Below are 17243 nucleotides of genomic sequence, written 5' to 3' on the forward strand. Positions count from 1 at the left end.
GGCTGCTCAATCGGATTCTCAATGAACATCCCGAGCTTCGTGGCCGGATCCGCGTCGTATACCGGCCCAAGAGGTTTGAGTAGGAAAGGATGGCCGGATGGCGGTGGATGAATGGACAATCTCGACGGGTTCCCACGTTCCCGCTGAACTGTGGCTTGGGGAGGCTCGGCGGCTACGAAAGCTGATGGATGTCATTGCGACTCATGTGGGTGGGGCCTACGGAGCTCCGCTCTGCTGGCAATCGGAGGACATGACGGCAGATCAGTGGGCTGATCTGGATGCCATTGCCGCCGAGATGGTTCGCAATCGTCGGCACGAGGACTTCGGAAAACTAATGGAGTCGATCGGATCCGGCGGCGTTGTCTTGGGCAGCCTTGAAAACCTGCCCAACGTTCTGGCCAATCTAAGGTGGCATGCGGGTGCACTCGATGAATGGTCGTTCACCGCGGTCGTCAAGTTCTACACAAGGTACCCGGCTAGCAGGGTGGTGCACGGCCGTTGCATGAACACCCGGTCTCGTGGCTGGTCTCCTTGGTCAGTGGGGTTGTCGAGGTGATCGACGCCCCCTCGCTGCTCATCGGCAACAACCTGCTCCGCGACGAACTGATGGACGCCCGGGAAGCCATGGAGGCGTGGACCGTCACCTACCTGCCTGCGGACGTGGACGCCACCGGCCTGCCGGAGACCCTTTCCGTGTACCCCTGTACCGCGTCGGCCGGGGGCCATGTGGTGGTGGCGGACCTGGCGCTCGCGGCCCACGCTCCCGAACGCCTTGTGGACGATCTTCTCTTTCTCGACGACCGAATTCGCCCCCGTACCCCTTGACATCGAGTTCGAAGCCGAGCCGACTATGCGTCGGTGCCCGTGGCCTCCAACCAGGTCCGGGCGGCGAGCAACCGCCGGTTGCGGCCGTCGTCGCTCTCAAGCCCGAGCTTGGTGAAGATACGCCGCAAATGCGTCTCGACGGTGCGCTGCGACAGGTGCAGGTGCTCGGCGATCGCAGCGTCGCGGGCGCCCGTGGCAACGAGGGCGAGAACCTCGCGCTCACGCGGGCTGAGCAGTTCGAGCCCAGGTGACGACTTCGTACCCGGCCGCGATGGCGTCACCGGTGCGACCGGTGGTGGCGGAGGCGGCGCGGCGGGCTGAACGGCGGACGGCACGGCGAACTCGGTCAGCGCGGAGGATGCCCGCCACCAGACGACGCCGACGACCGCGGTGAGAGCGACCACGGCGAGGCCGGAAAGCAACGGCCCGGCGGGGTGGAGCACGGCCCCCGCCCAGGTCGCGGAGAGCGTCACGCCGATGGCGGCGTATCCACCGAGAACCCCTGACAGCAGTCGGCGTACCGCTGAGGGACGGGCAGCCGCGTCGGCGGACACGATGAGCGCCGCCGCCCCGACGAGACAGCCCGCAGCCAACGAGACCAAGTACGCGACGCTGCCGTCCGTCGGCGCGATGTCACCGGGGTCGTCGGCTACGGCCGTGCCCATGCACACGACGATCAACAGTGGTGCCACCGCCGCCGCGGCCGCGGCCAGCGTGGCGCTCGCGCGTTCGTCCGCCGGGACGCGGGCCGCGCGACACGCCAGGAACAGCACGGCGGCGAGTACCACGACGCTGACGAGGACGGTGGCGGCGACTGTGGCAACCGATGTGCGCCAACCCTCCGGCGCCGCCGGCGGGTGGCCGATGAGCGGCTGCACGGGCTCCAGGTCCAACGCCAAGTAGACGACCGCTCCGGCGATGACGACGCCACCCGGGATCGACCACCGGCGGGCGCGTGGCTCCGCCCGCAGTGCCGCAAGCTGCAAGACGGCGAGGGGTACGGGCCACCATCCACCCCAGGCGCCGACGAGGAGAGGCGCCATGCCGAACTCGGCGGTGACCGCGACCACGGCGAGCGCGCCGAGCACGAGGTACATGAGGACGGCGACGGCCAACGCGAGGAGCCAGCCGCCGCCCGTACGATCACCCCGATCGGCCAGCCGTCGGGACAGCAGTGCGATCCCCGTCGCACCACCCGTCAGTGCGAGCGTCGAGACGGGGTGGGTCGCATAACCGCCGGCGCCTCCGGCGCGTGCGACGGCCAGCGTGATCACCGAGCACAGTCCGAGCCCCGCGACCAGCACGACGGGCATGAGGGGATGCCACCGCCCCGGAACCCCCGGCCGCATGCGAGCGTCGTGCATCGGCCCCCCCAGGGAGTCTCCGGCGCGTATCCGGTAGCAAGCTTAGCCAGCCAGGGCGTTCGGGTCGAAGATTCAGGGCTACCCCGGACACCGTCGGGCAACGTTCAGGGCTGCTCCGGATAGCGGTCGCGACCGCAGACCACGAGATTGCCCGTGGGACTCCCCACACGCACCCGATCAGAGAGGTATCCCGTGGTCGCTGCTCCTCCCGCCCGCACCGGTCCGATCCTGCCCGTCGTCGTCGCGGGCGTTCTGCTGCTGGTCGCGACGGTCACCTTCGTCGTCGTCGACCCGCTGCTCGCCTGGGACGACGCCAACCCGCTCCTCGGCCGCGGCCGGCTGTTCCTGTACTTCACGACCCAGTCGAACCTGCTGGCCGTAGCCGCCTGCGTGGTGTTCGGCGTCGCGCTGGCGCGTGGCCGGCATCCGGGCCGGGCGGCCGAGTACCTGCGCGGGCTCGCGGTGGTGGACATGGCCGTCACCGGGATCGTCGCAGGCGCCCTGCTCGCCGAGCCGGGGGCGCCGTGGAGTCTTTCCGACTTCGTGCTCCACCAGGCTATGCCGGTCCTCATGGTCGTGTGGTGGATCGCCGCGCCGCCCGCCCGGTCGTTGCCCGTGACCGCTGCGGCGCTGTGGCTCGTACACCCGGCGATCTGGACCGCCATGGCCCTCACCTACGCCGCCGAGTCAAGCGACCACTGGTACCCGTACTTCTTTCTCGACCCTGCGGAGGTTGGTGGATGGGGCGGTGTCGCAGTATTCGTGGCGGTGATTCACCTCGTCATCGTCGTCCTGGGTCTGGGAGCCATACTCGCCGGTCGGGCACGATGGTCATACGCCGTGTGGCGAGTGCTGTGGCATGGAGAGCAGCCGGACCGTGTCCCGCCGACTCCTGCCGGCCTGACCGGTGCGGCGCAGCGGATCGAATGAGTGCAGACCCTAATAAACCTCCAGGGTCGACCCCGATGAAGGGGACGGTCCATCTGCCTAGCGTGATGTCAGAGCCGACGGGCTGAGACGGGGCAATCCCATGCCAAGCGTGGCAACGTCTCCCGTGACCGAGATCGCCCGCCGTACGAGCCCGCCGGTCTGCCGTAAACCGCGATGGCGTGGCGGCATCCGTGTGATCGCCGTCCGTCGACCTGTCCCACCCCTTCCCTACCCGTGAAAGAAGGAACCTCTGATGACGATCTCCCCGCGCCTTTACCCGACGGGCTCCCGGCGCCGCCTTCGGCCGGCTCCGGCATCCGCACCGGCCGTACCGGCGACCGCCTCATCCGTGAAACGAGCCGTCCTCGCGCGATTCACGCTCAAGAGGCTGGCGATCCCGGTGGCGGCCGCGCTGATGCTCATCCCCACCTTGGCGCCTCCCGCCGCGGCGGCCTCCGCCCCCAGGACCGCCGGCACCTGCAGCGTGGACCCCGGATCGGGGGAGCTCGTCTACACGGCGCAGCCCGGGGTCGCCAACGACCTCACCGTCACCGAGAAGCCCGGTGACGTCTACGTCCTGCACGACGACGCCGGCCCGATCAGGGGATGCGCCAAGTCCACCCGGCGCGGCGACGTCCGGTTCACCGGGGTCGTCACGGACATCGTCGTCAAGGCCGGCGACCGGGACGACGTCGTCGTCCTGAACGTCCCCCTGACGACGCCCCGATCGATCCTGTTCGGCGGGGACGGCGACGACGAGCTGCGCGGCGGCGACGGTGACGACGACCTGCGCGGAGGGAACGGCGACGACGACCTGCGCGGCGGGGGCGGCGGGGACACGTTGAACGGCGGCGGCGGTGAGGACGGGCTGCGCGGCGAGGCCGGCAACGACGAACTCACCGGCGGGGCGGGGGGCGACGACCTGAGCGGCGGCGAGGGGACCGACGAGTTGAACGGCGGCGGCGGTGACGACGACCTGCGCGGAGGCGCCGACGACGACGAGCTGAACGGCGGGGGCGGCGCCGACGATCTGGACGGCGGCGACGGCGTCGACTCCTGCAACGGCGGCCCCGGCGCCGACACCGCGACCGACTGCGAGCAGTGACGGGCGCGGAGCCGGGCCGGGCGCACCGGCGAGGGCCGGTACCCCCGAAGCCGCCGTCGGCGGCCCGGTGGAATCCGGTCCGCCGGCTCCACCGGGCAACCCCGGCGACGAGGTCCTAGGACCCCGATCGGCCGGGTGGATTCCGGTCGATGTGCCGGACAGGCGTCTGCTGTCCGGTACATCGTCCCCCCTGAGGCGTCTTTCGGCGGTGACCCCGCCGACCCCGTGCAGGCGGCGGCTCGCAGGTTTGTCAGCTCAACGAAAGCGGTCCGCCTTACACATGAAGTGCCGCAGCACCTCTTTTGAGAGGACGACTCGCATGGTGGCGCCTTCCGCTCACTCCTGGATCTCGCCACCGTCGGGAACCGGCCGTACGCTTGCCGATGACCGTCTGCCGCGATCTGACGGCGCTCGACGTCCTTTTACCGGCAACGGGTTTCCCCTACCTGCCCCTATGCCCAGCCGTGCGAGCTCAGAGGCCGCTTCCACCAGTACGGGATGAATCACATGCACCGTTCGATCCGTCGTCTGTTCGCTCTCTCCGCCGCCTCGGCTGTCATCGCGGGGGGCATGCCCGCCATCACCTCCCCAGCCGGAGCTGCGACTACGTCGGCGACGGCGCCGACCTTTGACTCCGGCTATCCGAATGTGAAGTGGGGTCCTGTCTATTCGCAGTCCAGCGACGGCTCACGGGCTGTGGCCGTCGGCCGGGCCTGGGGAGACGATGAGAACGGCGGTTTCAACTTTGAGGCACGGATCTATGACAGGAGTCCCTCGTCCCGGCTGTGCGGCTACGTCCGGGTCAAGTTCATCAACAAGGAGGAGGGCCGACAGACGATCCGATCAGCCAGGAAATGCGGCCCCGTCGGCTTCACCCGCCTGACCGACATTTCCTGGGAGAACGACGTCGCCGACACCGCCCTGGTTCAGGTCTGCCACTGGGACCGGAGAACCGCCGGCAGGAAGTACTGCGGCAAGTGGGAGTACGCCTACCGGTTTGAGGGAGCAGGTCAGCCCTCGTCGTGAACAGGCGGTGTCGCTTGAGTCATGCGACACGATGTCCGGCAACTCACGACATGTTTCTGAAACGCGGCCTCGTCACCGACCGCACCAGGTCCGAGAGACCGGTCCGGCCGGGGTTGAGCCGGTCCGGGTGGCTTCGCGCACCATGTCCTCCCGGTGGGGTCAGCTCGAGGTGTTCAGGTACCGGACGGTCAGCGCCGGGTCGGCGCCGATCTCGGCTTCGGTGTACCGCTCGGTGATCCACTGGCCGGCCGCGTACCGCCGGGTCTGGTCGGTGTGGAACGGCGAGCGCGGGTTGGCCGACTGGGAGTACACCGTCAGGGTACGGGCGCGCGGCCCGGCCGGGCCCACTTCCACGGCCATGAGGAAGCCGGTGCCGAACGAGACGTCGGGATAGACGCCGTCGGAACCGAGGCCGCCGGGCGGCTCGATCGCGTTGAAGCAGCCCTCGGCCTGGGTACAGCCGTGGATCGGGATGGACAGGTACCGCTGCGCGTCTCCCAGGGCCAGGTCGGGGCGCAGGTTCGCGTGGGCGAAGAAGCGCACGGCGTCGGCCAGCGCGGCCCGCACGTCGGGGCGGTCGGTGGCCAGGTCACGCGGGGTGGTCAGCGGCTGGGCCGGGTCGAACGGCGTGCGCCACACCGCGTCGCCCGCCGCGCCGAGGGCCCGGATGAAGAACTCGCGCCACAAGACGGCCCCCCGGCTGCTCGCGCCGCCCCGGGTGTCCCAGCCGGCCAGCGCGGCACAGCCGGCGCGCACGTCGACCGGACTGCCGTCGCCGCCGGCGAGCACCGGGTGCGCGGTGCACATCGCGACCACCGCGTCGCGACCCAGCTCGGCGCTGTGGTTGCGGTTGCCGAACATGGTCTGCTGCACCGTGTCCAGGGTGAACCCGGGCCGGCCCAGGCCGTCGGTACCGGCTCGCCGCCGGGTCAGCATGTCCAGACTGAGCCGGCTGCGCAGGGACAGCGGGGTACCGGTGGTGCCGACGATCCGCGGGAACCCGGTCAGCGGCTGCGCCGGGTTGGCCAGCCACGGGCTGTCGTTGGAGTTGGCGACGAAGTCGGTGCGGACCAGGCTGGGCAGGGCGGCCGGGCCGAACAGCCCTGGCTCGACCGCGGTCGGGTCGATGGCCCAGCCGCAGTCGCCCCGGCTGCCGTCGAGCACCGGGACGCCGGTGGCCGCGGCGATGTCGGCCCCGGCCGGGGTGGCGCAGCGCCGCTGCAGGGCGTCGTCGACGGCGGGTACGACCTGGACGTCGTTGTACAGCGTGGTGCCGGTGGAGTCGGCGGCCAGTGTGTTCACCCACGGCAGGCCCTGGTGGCGGGCCTGGGCCGCGCGCAGGTCGGCGATACTCTGCCCGTGGTTGACGGCCAGCCACTGGTCGACGAGGCGCAGGTTGCCGGCGTTCGCGTCGTGCAGGACGAACGCGGTGGTCGTGGACCAGTCCAGCAGCCCGGGGATCTGGACCACCGGCCCGTCCGGGGTGCGGTACAGCGTGCGGGTGGCCACCGCGATCGAGCCGTCGGGCCGGCGCACCGGCACCGACACGGTGCCGGCCGCCATCCGGCGCGCCCGCCCGTCGACGACGTACCTGGTCGGGTCACCGGGTGCCAGTGTGAGCTGGGTGAGCGTATTCGGTATGGCGGTTGAGATGGTGTGCATCCAGGCGAGCCGGTCGGTGTGGCCGAGGACCACGACCGGCAGCCCGCCGAACGTGGCACCGCTGACGTTGAGCCGGCCGGGGATGGTGAGCTGGATCTGGTAGAACCGCAGGTCGTTGCGCCACGGCAGGTGCGGGTTCGCGAGCAGCATGCCGGTACCGGCGACCGTGGCGGCCCGGCCGATCGCCCAGGCGTTGCTGCCGGCCGCGGGCGGTTCCACCCGGCGTACCGGGGCGGCCCCGGGTCGGGCGGCGGTCGGCGCGGTACCCTTTGGGCGGGCGGCCGGCCCGGTACCGGGCGGGGCGGCCGTGGCGATCTCCGCCCGAAACGCGCCGACGCCGTTGAGCCCGGCGATCTGGTATGCCCGCCGCCACAGGTCCAGCTCGGTGATGGGCCGCACCCAACCCGCGCCGCGGCAGGTGGGGTCGGGCAGGTGCGCCACCCCCTGCCGGGCGAGGTAGGCGTTGGCACCGGCCGCATAGCCGCGCATCAGCTCCCGCGCCTGCGGCGACGGGCCCAGCGGTTGTGGCCGGGCCAGCAGCGACTCCACCGTCGCGGACTCGTTGACGGCCGTGTGGTGCACGTCGCTGTCCAGGTTGCCGACCCCGTCCGGCGCCGTCGCCTCGGGCCCGAACCACCGCGACCGCTCGCCGGAGACGGTCAGCACGGCATCGGCCAGTGCGCACAGGTTGTCCTGCGCGTAGGCGAAGCCGGCGCCGTAGCCCAGATCCCGGTATGTCGCCGCGAGCACGTGCGGGATGCCGTGCTCGGTCCGGCGCAGGACCACGGTGCCCGCTGTCGGGGCCGAGCCGGCGAAAGCGGGCGCCCCGGTGGTGTCGGCGGCGCCCGCGTCGATTCGGGGGCGGACGGTCGGCGCCGGCGGGTCGGTGCGCACGCCGGCGATTCCCATGGCGGGGCCGGCGGCCACGACTGCTGTTGTGGCGAGCGCAGCGGCGAGAGGTACCGCAGCGAAGGCCCGAATTGATCGTTTCATGGCGCAAGTGTCGCTATGCACGCATCGATGAGTAATCCGGTACATCCCCAAATCGCCCCTGAGCGCGCCCCCTGATTTCGGTCGGCGGTGTCAGGGGGCGCAGCTGTGGCGACGCGAGAAGGGGATCCAGAGATCCCGGCCGAGAATCCAACACGCATAGGTCTGACCTGCGGCTATCTGGATTCGAGACGGGAGTGGATCTTCGCCACTACGGTTTGTGCGGGTTTGGGGACGAGCGTGGGGGTTGGTGGATGTCAACCGAGTTGGTGGTGAACCGACGGCGGTGGTGGCCGGAAACGGTTCTCCGGGGGTTTGTCTTTCGATGGATATGGCAGTTCCGTCAGGAAGTCTGCTGGCATTTATCAGTATTTGTCGCGAGAACCAGGACAGAGCAGGAATCGCAACACCTTGTATCCATCCAGTGGCGATACGTAGTGTCCATGACGTCGTGGATAGATCGACGGCACGCGATCAAGACGTCTATCGCTGAGGAGAGGGCATGCCCGACAATCCGACGAGTCCTGTCGTCCGCAATGCCGCGCCGATTCAGACCTCCGTCATCTGGGGTTCCGACCGCTTCCTGGTCAGCACGCCGGATGTCTGGGTGAACCTTCCCAACGCCACCATCCCCCAGCAGGTGGGGGTGGGTGGGGGAAGTCCGAGCATCGGGGCGTTGTTCGTCGCGATCTTCTCGGCGGAGTCCCTCGTCAAGGTCCAGGGGGACAACGGCATCTGCTGGCTGGACATCACCTTCGGGGGGCAGGACCCCCACCCCGAGAGCGACAACCATCGTTTCGACTCCTCCATCAACCTGGGGACCGAGTGGCGCAGTGTCAGCACGACTCGGATCATGGAGATACCGCCGACCATTCCCCTCGTCAACGCGACCGCTCAGGTCCGGGTGAAGTACTCCGGTGGCACCCTGGTCGAGTGCGGGCTGCAGAACTGGTCGCTGACCCTCTTCCGCTACGCCTGAACCGAACCCTTTGGACTCGACCTGATTCGCAGGGTGGGCGGTCGGCGCCGCAGGTGGGTCTCCGGTCCCGCTTGAGGCGGCCGACGGTGCCGCAGATCCGCGAACCATGGGAGTCGCCGTAGGGTTTCGCCGAACCGGATCCGGCCGGTGCCCAGGATTCAGGGCGCCGGCCGTCCGGGTCCCGGGATCGGCTCGGCACCCGGTTCCCGGATCGGGTCGGCGCACGCCCCGGATCCCGATCGGCGAGACCGGTGGCGCGCCGGACCTGTTCGTCGTGATCTCGGGGAATCACGCCCAACCGAGCACGGTACGGACGACGTCGGTCGGCCGATTCCCGGTGACGGCGGGGTCGTCGCCGATTCGCCCGCCAGGAGGGCGGATTTCGCGGTCGGCGAGGTGCTTCCCCGGGAAATCCGTGCCGTACCGTTCATACGGTGAAGCGGACCTTTTCTAACGATGAATCATTTCCGTGGGTTTTGATTGTCCGAAAACTGCGTCCGAAACGCTGATGGCTCGTTATTGGGCTGGCTGTAACCGCCTTTCAGGGCGAGCCGTTATGTGGGCTTACCAACCAGAGTCATGTTCCGGAGAATGAGACGTGACACTGCCAGATGATCATGCAATACTCTCGCGCAGGGAATGAATAGGAAACTTTCCTATGCTTTTCCTCCCCGCGACTTTCGGTACTCCGGTCCCGAGGATGAGGCACGTCCAAATTCGATCACCTCTGATGATGGAGGTGCGACGGTGGTCGCCCCGCTGGCCATGTCCTCCTCACCGGAGGGCCTGAACGATGCCCCGGTCACCGGGCGCCGAGTGCCGCCGACGGTTCCGGCCGTGCTCGCGACGCGTGCGCGCGTCCAGCCGGATCGGACCGCCTTCAACGTCGGCGGGTCGCGGTCCGCCACGTACCTGGAATGGGACCAGCGGTCCAACGCCATGGCCCATGGCCTGCTGGAACGCGGAGTCCGTCCAGGTGATCGCGTGGCGACGCTGTTCGACGAGCACCACTGGATCGAGTACGCGGTCGCCTACGTCGCGATCCAGAAGGCGGGTGCCGTCGCGGTGCCGATCCCCGCCCGGGTCGCCCCCTCCGACATCGGCTGGATGCTGGATCACTGCGGCGCCCGAGGCGTCGTGCACGACGGCAGGAGCCAGGGGGTTTCGGACACGCCCGTCTGGACGGCGAACGACCTCGAATCGGATGTCACGGTCCCGCCGGACGTCGTCCTCAAGGCCGAGGATCTTGCGCAGATCCTCTACACGTCGGGCACGACGGGACGGCCCAAGGGGGTGGCGGCCAGCCACGGCAACCTCACCTTCGAGGCCGGCATCCGGCGCCGTGGGCGGGCCATGGCGCATTCGGAGTATTTCGCGCACGCCTTTCCCATCGGCACCAACGCCGGGCAGACGATGCTGCTCAACTCGCTTCACGCCCATCCGGCCGCGTTGATCCTGCCGAGGTTCACCCCGGACCGTTTCGCCCGGCTCGTCGCCGAGCACGCGGCGGGGACCGTCTTCGTGGTTCCGGCCATGGCGATGGAGCTCCTCAACGCGCGGGTCCGGGATCGCCATGATCTGTCGGGCGTCCTTCTGCTGGGATCCACGGCGGCGCCGCTTCCGCCCTCGGTGGGCACGGCGCTCGCCCAGGCGTTCCCGAACGCGATGATCGTCAACTACTACACCTCGACCGAGGCGGCCCCGGCCGGGACCACCATGGTTTTCGACCCGGAGCGGTCCGGTTCGCTGGGTCGTGCGTCGGGTGGCAACAGCATCATGATCGCGGACTCCGGCGGGCAGCCGCTGCCCGCGGGCCGGGCCGGGGAGGTCTGGCTGCGCTCCGGTGCCACCGCCCGCGCGTACTACAAGGACCGTCAGGCCACCGACGAGGTGTTCCGGCACGGGTGGATCCGCACCGGCGACCTCGGCTATCTCGATCCCGACGGCTACCTCTACCTGGTGGACCGGGAGAGCGACGTGATCAAGTCGGGCGCCTTCAAGGTGTCGACGATCCACGTCGAGGCGGCCGTTCACCGGCACCCGGACGTCACCGATGCGGCGTGCTTCGGAATCCCCCATCCCGTCCTCGGGAAGGCGGTGGCCGCGGCCGTCGTCACGCGGACGCCGATGTCCGCTGCGGACCTGCGGCGGTTCCTCGCGGATCAACTTGCCCCGCATGAGGTTCCGGCACGCGTGATCTTCCTCGACGCCCTGCCCAGGAACGATGCCGGAAAAGTCATGAAACGAGAACTTCGTCAGCGCGCGGAAGGGGTGTGAGCCTTGCCCCAGGCCTCACTCGCACAGCATGGCATCTGGATCACTGAGCGGGTCGGCGACGTCGGCCCCGCCTACCACATGGCGCTCACCGTTGAGCTCGAGGGGGCGCCCGCCGTATCCGCCTTGGCGGCCGCCTGCGAGGAGGTGATCTCCCGGCACCCGATTCTGAGCAGCGTCGTCGACGAGCGCGAGGGCGAGCCCGACCTCGTACCCGCGGCGACCCGGCCCGCCGTCCGCATCGAATCGGTGCCGGCGAGCCGCCTCGACGAGCGGATCCGCGAGGAGACCCGGCGGGGCTTCGACCTGAGCCGTGGGCCCCTGGCCAGGTTCCTGCTGCTCACACCGGATCCGGAACGGTGCATCCTGCTCTTCACCGGCCACCATCTGGTCTTCGACGGCATCTCCAAGGACATCCTGGTCCGCGATCTGGCCGCCTTCTACACGGCCGGGCTGCGCGGTGAGGACCCCGGCCTGCCACCGCTCGAGGTCTCCTACAGCGAGCACGCGGCCGATGAGCAGGCACACGTAGGCACCGCGCTGGCCGAGGCACGGGCGTTCTGGGCGGCGCGCCGGCACGAGCAGGAGGTCGTGCTGCCCGGTCTGAACCCCGGGCTGCCGTCCGGCGGAGCCCAGGTCGGGTCGGTCGTCGCCGACGACGAGTACAGGGGCCTGGCCGCGACGGCCAAGGAGCTCGGGCTCACCCACTTCGAGTTCCTGCTCGCCGCCCTGCACACGCTGCTGTTCCGGTACGGCACAGCCGAGCCGTTGACCGCCGTCGACCTGAGCACGCGAAGCCCCCGGACACGCGACCACATCGGGTTGTTCGTCAACGAGCTGCCGGTGATCACCCGCCCGGCTCCCGAGATGGGCTTCGCGGACTTCGCCCGGCTGGTCCGGCAGGAGCTCAGACAGCTGTACGGCGTGCGCGCCGTTCCGCTGGCGCACGCCGTACCGGGGCTGACGCCACGGACCGCGCACGCGCCCGTCTCCCTCAGCTATCGCAAACACGACGAGACCCCGGCCTTCCCCGGGTCGGCGGCGGTCGTCGATCGCACCCTGTGGTGCGGCGGCAGCCGCAACGCCCTCAACATCCAGGCGGTGGAAGGCCCGTCCGACCTGGCCCTGCACCTGCAGTACGCCCCGTCGCTCCTCAGCGGGGACGACGTCGAGCGGATCGGCGGCCATCTGCGGACGGTGCTCGCCGCCGTCGTCAAGGACCCGGGCACCCGCTTGGCGGATCTGGAGGTGCTGGGCGCGGAGGAACGCCAGAACCTGATCACCGAGTGGGGCGTGACCCGTGCACCCCACGTCGCCGTGGAGCCGGTGGTCAGCATGATCGACCGGCAGGTCCGGGCGCATCCCGAACGGACCGCCGTGGTCGACGGAGATCGTCGGATCGGCTACGCGGAGCTGGACGCCCTGGCCAACGGGATCGCCGACCGGCTGGGCGACGTGCGCGGGACGCTGTGCGCGGTGCACGCGGGCAATTCGATCGAGATGGTGGCCGCCTGGCTCGGTGTGCTCAAGGCCGGCGGCGACTACCTTCCGCTCGATCCGGCGCTGCCGGTCGGCCGGCTGGAGATGATCCTGGCGGACGCCGCCCCGTCCGTGATCCTGTCGACGGGGGCCGTCCCGGTGGCGTCCACCGCCAGGATGCTGCGGCTCGACGACGCAGGGCCGGCGGCCGCCGCCCCGGACGCTCCGGCGCCCCGGGACGGCGACCTGGCCTACACCATCTACACCTCGGGTTCGACGGGCCGGCCCAAGGGCGTTCAGGTGGAGCATCGCAATCTGGCCAACCTCCTGCTGGCGATGGCCGACCGGCTCGCATCCGGGCCCGGTGACGTGTGGCTGGGGCTGACCTCCCCCTCGTTCGACATCAGCGCCCTGGAGGTCTTCCTCCCGCTGACCACCGGGGGGCGGCTGGTCGTGGTCCCGCCGGGCACGGCGAGAGACGGTGCCGCGGTGCTCCGCCTGATCGGGGACGAGGGCGTCACCCACGTGCAGGCGACCCCGTCCGGGTGGGAGGTGCTGCTGGAGCACGACTTCGACGATCAGACGATCGTCGCGCTCAGCGGAGGGGAGGCCCTGCCGATCGGCCTCGCCCGGGAGCTGCGGGCCCGTACCCGCCGCCTGCTGAACGTCTACGGTCCGACGGAGACCACGATCTGGTCCACGGCCGACGAGGTTCCCCCCGAGCCGGACCGGGTCGGGATCGGCCGGCCGATCGCGAACACCACGGTCCGGGTCCTCGGCCGCGACCTCGACGTCCTGCCGATCGGGGTCCCCGGCGAGCTGTACATCGGTGGCTCCGGTGTGGCACGCGGATATCTGCGCCGACCTGGGCTGACGGCCGAACGGTTCGTGCCCGATCCCTTCGGGCTCCCCGGGTCACGCCTCTACCGCACCGGCGATCGGGTCCGCTGGCGGGCCGACGGGACGCTGGAGTTCCTCGGCCGGGCCGACAACCAGGTCAAGATCCGCGGACATCGGGTGGAGCTGGGCGAGATCGAGGCACGGCTCCTGGAACACCCCGGCGTTCGCCAGGCGGCGGTCGCCTTGCACGGCGAACGCCTGATCGCGTACACGGTTCCCCAGGGGCCGGTCCCGCCGGAGGCGGACCAGCTCAAACACCATCTGGCCCGCACGCTTCCCACCGTCATGGTGCCCGGTGCCTACGTCGTCGTCGAGCGACTCCCGCTGACGCCGAACGGCAAGCTCGACCGGGCCGCCCTCCCGTCGCCCGAGCCCGCGCCGGAGACCGTACCCGCCCGCGCGGAACAGTCCGGCGTGGAGCACCAGGTGAGCGAGATCTGCCGGGAGGCGCTGGGGATCGCGGACATCGGGCCCGACGACGACCTGTTCGCCCTCGGCGTGCACTCGCTCACCATCACCCGGATCATCGCCGCGATCCGGCGTACGACCGGCGTCGAAGTCCCGCTGGACACCGTGTTCGACTACCCGACCGTGGCCGGCATCGCCGACTTCGTGGTCCGGAAGGCCGGCTGATGGACGTCGTACAACGGATTCCGGTCACGTTCGCGGACGCGGGCTCCCGGTCGGGCCCGCTGACGTTCGCCCAGCGAAACGTGCTGCGGTCGATGCGCCATCAGGCCACCGACGGTCACAACTTCACCCTCTGGCAGATCGTCGACGTGCCGGCGGGCGGCGACCTCGACGCCGTCGCAGGCGCGGTGCACGACCTGATCGTCGCCTGCGAGTCGCTCAGAACCCGTTTCGAGGCGGACGAGGACCCCGTACAGCACGTCGTCGGGGAAGGCACGATTCCGCTGGAGGTCTACGAGGCGGGGGACGCCGCGGACGAGTGGGCGGCCGAGCTCGCGGTGCGATGGAGCCGGGACCGGTTCGATCCGGCCGAGGCGCGCCCCCTGCGCGTCGGCGTGATCACACAGGACGGGTCGCCGGTCAAGACGGTCTTCGTGTTCGCGCACCTGGTCGTCGACGCCGCGAGCGTCTGGGCCCTGCGGCACCGGTTCGAGCGCCAGTTGAGCCAGGGCGTCCGTGCCGTTCCTCCGGCCCGCCAGCCGATCGACAAAGCCGTGGAGGAACGTTCCGAAGCCGGGATGCGCCGCGCGGAGGCGGCGCTGAAGTTCTGGCGTGAGCGACTGCGGCGCGGGCCCCAGAGCATGTTCGCGGTGCCGCTCCACGAGCCCGGGCGCTCGGTCTACCGATCCGCCAGGCTGCGGTCCCGCAGCGTCGCGGCGAACGCCGCCCGGATCGCCGCGCGAACCCACACCAGCCCGTCGGCCGTCGTGCTGGCCACCGTCGCGGCGCTGATCGGGCTCCGGGTCGACCGGAGGACGTGTCTGATCACATCGGTGGCCTCGAACCGGTCGGCCGCCGGACTCGCCGACTACGTCGGGCCGCTCGCGCAGGACGCGCTGCTCCTGTTCGAGCTGGAGGTCCCCTCGTTCGACGCGCTCGTGCGCAAGACCTGGTCGACGGCGATCAGCGCCTACCGGAACAGCCAGTTCGACGCGATACGGCTGTGGCAGACCGTCGAGGACGTCGACCAGGTGCGGGGGACGCGCTACGCCCGCGACTGCGTTTTCAACGACCGGAGCGACTACTTGGCCGGCCGCCGGCCGCTCGGGCCGGCGCAGGACTCCCCGCCGAGCCGGGCGGCCGAGCCGGGCGGGACGGAGATCGCCTGGATCCCGGCCGCCTTCCTCCCCGCCCGCCTCGTCTTCTACGTCAACCGACTCGACGACGCGGTCGAGTTCGTCCTGTGGGCGGACACCCGAAGACTCCCCGGTCCGGACATCGAGGCCTTCCTCCGCGGGGTCGACCGGGTGCTGGCGGAAGCGGCGGACGCCGACTTCGACCTCGGCCGGCTGAGCGAGATCGCCGGGGTGGTCCCGGTGGTCCGCGACGATCGCTGGCGCCTGATCGATTCCTGCTGGGTCGACCTGGACGAGGTGCGCGAGCTGCTGCACGAAGCGGTCCAGCCCGAGGCCGGGGAGGTGTTCGCGGAGGGGGAGCGGCTCGTCGCCTACCTGGTCGTCAAGGGCGACCCGCCGACCCTCGCCGCGATCCACGCGGCCTGCCGGGCCGCACTCGAGGAACGGGAGTCGGCGATGACACCGCACCACTACGTGATCTGCGCGCAGGCGCCGACCGTACCGGGAGATCCCGCGGAGTGGGCACGTGCCGCCGTCCTCGCCGAAGGGAGCGGGAGGGAAGCGTGAGCGAGGTGTTCGGTGTGTGGCATGTCGTGAAGGAGGGGTCGTGACGCGTCCGGTCGTCATCGTCGGAGCCGGGCTGTCCGGGTCGCTCATGGCTTTGCTCCTCGCCCGGCGTGGCCACGACGTCGAGGTCTACGAGCGACGGCCGGACCCCCGGCTCGGGCCCGGCGACAGCGGCGGCCGTTCGTTCAACCTGGGCATGTCCGCCAGAGGGCTTCGCGCGCTCGAGCGGGCCGGCCTGTCCGGCGAGCTGAGCGGCAGGACCGTGCCGATGCGCGGCCGGATGATCCACAGGCCCGATCGCCCGCCCCTGTTCCAGCCGTACGGTGTCAACGAGCGGGAAATCCTGCACTCGGTACGGCGGAGCGACCTCAACCGCCTGCTCATCGAGCGCGCCGAGGCCTATCCGGGCGTGCGCTTTTTCTTCGGGGCGCAGTGCACGGCCCTGGACCGCGAGAGCGCCGCGCTCACGTTCAGCGACCAGGACCGGGAATGGCAGGTCAAGGCCGACTTCGTCATCGGCGCCGACGGCGCGTTCTCCAAGGTCCGCAGAGGCATGCAGGCCGGCCGGATGGCCGACTACCGCCAAGAGTTCCTGCCCTGGGGATACAAGGAGCTGACCATTCCCCCCGCGCCCGGCGGCGGCCCGCGTACCGAGCTCGAGGCATTGCACCTGTGGCCGGCGGAGGGAGCGCTCATCGTCGCGCATCCCAACTACGACAACTCTCTGACCTGCGCCCTTTTCCTGCCGCATGACGAATTCGACGGCCTCACCACCCCGGAGGCCATCACCGGGTTCTTCGGCACCCGCTTCCCGGACACCCTGGAGCTCATCCCCGACCTCGTCACCGAGTTCACCGCTCACCCCGTCGGCCAACTCGTGACGATCCGCACAGCACCCTGGCACCACGACGACACGTGCGTGCTCATCGGCGACGCGTGCCACGCCGTCTACCCCTTCTACGGGCAGGGGATGAACTCGGCGTTCGAAGACTGCCTCGTCCTGGACGAGAGCCTGCGCCGCCATGAGGGCGACCGGGCCGCCGCCTTCCGGGAGTACGAGCGTCTTCGCCGGCCGCACACCGACGTGCTCGCCGACCTGTCCGTCCAGAACTTCGTCGAACTGCGCGATCGGGTCCGCTCGCCGGTCCACCTCGCCCGCAGGCGGGCCGACCTGCTGCTCAACCGGCTCTTCCCGCGCAGCTGGGTGCCGCTGTACACCATGATCTCCCACACCACGACGCCGTACGCCGAGGCCTTGCGTCGCGCAAAGCAGCAGGACGACCTGCTGCGCCTTCTCGGCTGGGGCCTGGCTGCGGGAGCCGTCTTCGCAGCCGGTGCCGCTTTTCGTCGCATCTCCGGGGCAAGGAAACGCTGAC

Annotated in this window: 12 protein-coding genes; 10 read left to right on the top strand and 2 right to left on the bottom strand. The window is 70.2% G+C overall.

The genetic code is table 11. The annotated features are described in order from the left end of the window. The first annotated feature begins 97 nt into the window (after positions 1-97). On the top strand, positions 98-556 hold the full coding sequence (locus tag RUR_RS09925) for a hypothetical protein (protein WP_283134654.1): 459 nt from the start codon (positions 98-100) through the stop codon (positions 554-556). Next, on the top strand, positions 553-825 hold the full coding sequence (locus RUR_RS09930; RefSeq protein WP_283134655.1) for a hypothetical protein: 273 nt from the start codon (positions 553-555) through the stop codon (positions 823-825). The genes RUR_RS09925 and RUR_RS09930 overlap by 4 nt, the downstream gene beginning before the upstream one ends. Positions 826-848: 23 nt before the next feature. On the opposite strand, the gene RUR_RS09935 is transcribed toward RUR_RS09930, so the two are convergent. After that, positions 849-2138, bottom strand: coding sequence for a helix-turn-helix transcriptional regulator (locus tag RUR_RS09935; RefSeq protein ID WP_283134656.1), 1290 nt, complete (start codon positions 2136-2138; stop codon positions 849-851). A 243-nt stretch (positions 2139-2381) separates the two neighbouring features. Here RUR_RS09935 and RUR_RS09940 point away from each other — a divergent pair, with 243 nt between their 5' ends. The 3 genes from RUR_RS09940 (at position 2382) to RUR_RS09950 (ending at position 5250) form a co-directional block, all read left to right on the top strand. Further along, on the top strand, positions 2382-3119 hold the full coding sequence (locus RUR_RS09940) for a Pr6Pr family membrane protein (RefSeq protein ID WP_283134657.1): 738 nt from the start codon (positions 2382-2384) through the stop codon (positions 3117-3119). Positions 3120-3372: 253 nt separating this feature from the next. Further along, positions 3373-4224 carry a hypothetical protein gene (locus tag RUR_RS09945; protein ID WP_283134658.1) on the top strand — a complete coding sequence of 284 codons (852 nt, stop codon included), beginning with the start codon at positions 3373-3375 and terminating at the stop codon, positions 4222-4224. A 648-nt stretch (positions 4225-4872) separates the two neighbouring features. Then, entirely contained in the window at positions 4873-5250 is a 378-nt protein-coding gene (locus RUR_RS09950; RefSeq protein ID WP_283134659.1) for a hypothetical protein, read from the top strand. Between the two features lie 159 nt (positions 5251-5409). Here the strand turns inward: RUR_RS09950 and RUR_RS09955 are convergent, their stop codons facing one another. Next, positions 5410-7905 carry a penicillin acylase family protein gene (locus tag RUR_RS09955; RefSeq protein WP_283134660.1) on the bottom strand — a complete coding sequence of 832 codons (2496 nt, stop codon included), beginning with the start codon at positions 7903-7905 and terminating at the stop codon, positions 5410-5412. Positions 7906-8404: 499 nt separating this feature from the next. Between RUR_RS09955 and RUR_RS09960 the strand changes: the two genes are divergently transcribed. The 5 genes from RUR_RS09960 to RUR_RS09980 all read left to right on the top strand — a co-directional run bounded on the left by RUR_RS09960 (position 8405) and on the right by RUR_RS09980 (position 17242). Continuing rightward, positions 8405-8881: a hypothetical protein gene (locus RUR_RS09960; protein ID WP_283134661.1), complete on the top strand. Its 477-nt coding sequence runs from the start codon at positions 8405-8407 to the stop codon at positions 8879-8881. 747 nt (positions 8882-9628) lie between these two features. Continuing rightward, positions 9629-11158, top strand: coding sequence for a class I adenylate-forming enzyme family protein (locus RUR_RS09965; protein ID WP_283134662.1), 1530 nt, complete (start codon positions 9629-9631; stop codon positions 11156-11158). A gap of 3 nt (positions 11159-11161) precedes the next feature. After that, positions 11162-14167: a non-ribosomal peptide synthetase gene (locus tag RUR_RS09970; protein ID WP_283134663.1), complete on the top strand. Its 3006-nt coding sequence runs from the start codon at positions 11162-11164 to the stop codon at positions 14165-14167. After that, complete coding sequence (locus RUR_RS09975) at positions 14167-15867, top strand: condensation domain-containing protein (RefSeq protein ID WP_283134664.1); 1701 nt, start codon at positions 14167-14169, stop codon at positions 15865-15867. The genes RUR_RS09970 and RUR_RS09975 overlap by 1 nt, the downstream gene beginning before the upstream one ends. 40 nt (positions 15868-15907) lie before the next feature. Next, positions 15908-17242: an FAD-dependent oxidoreductase gene (locus RUR_RS09980; RefSeq protein ID WP_283134665.1), complete on the top strand. Its 1335-nt coding sequence runs from the start codon at positions 15908-15910 to the stop codon at positions 17240-17242. Position 17243: the final 1 nt, after the last annotated feature.

It is taken from the genome of Rhizohabitans arisaemae (assembly GCF_025996515.1).
Lineage (GTDB): Bacteria > Actinomycetota > Actinomycetes > Streptosporangiales > Streptosporangiaceae > Rhizohabitans > Rhizohabitans arisaemae.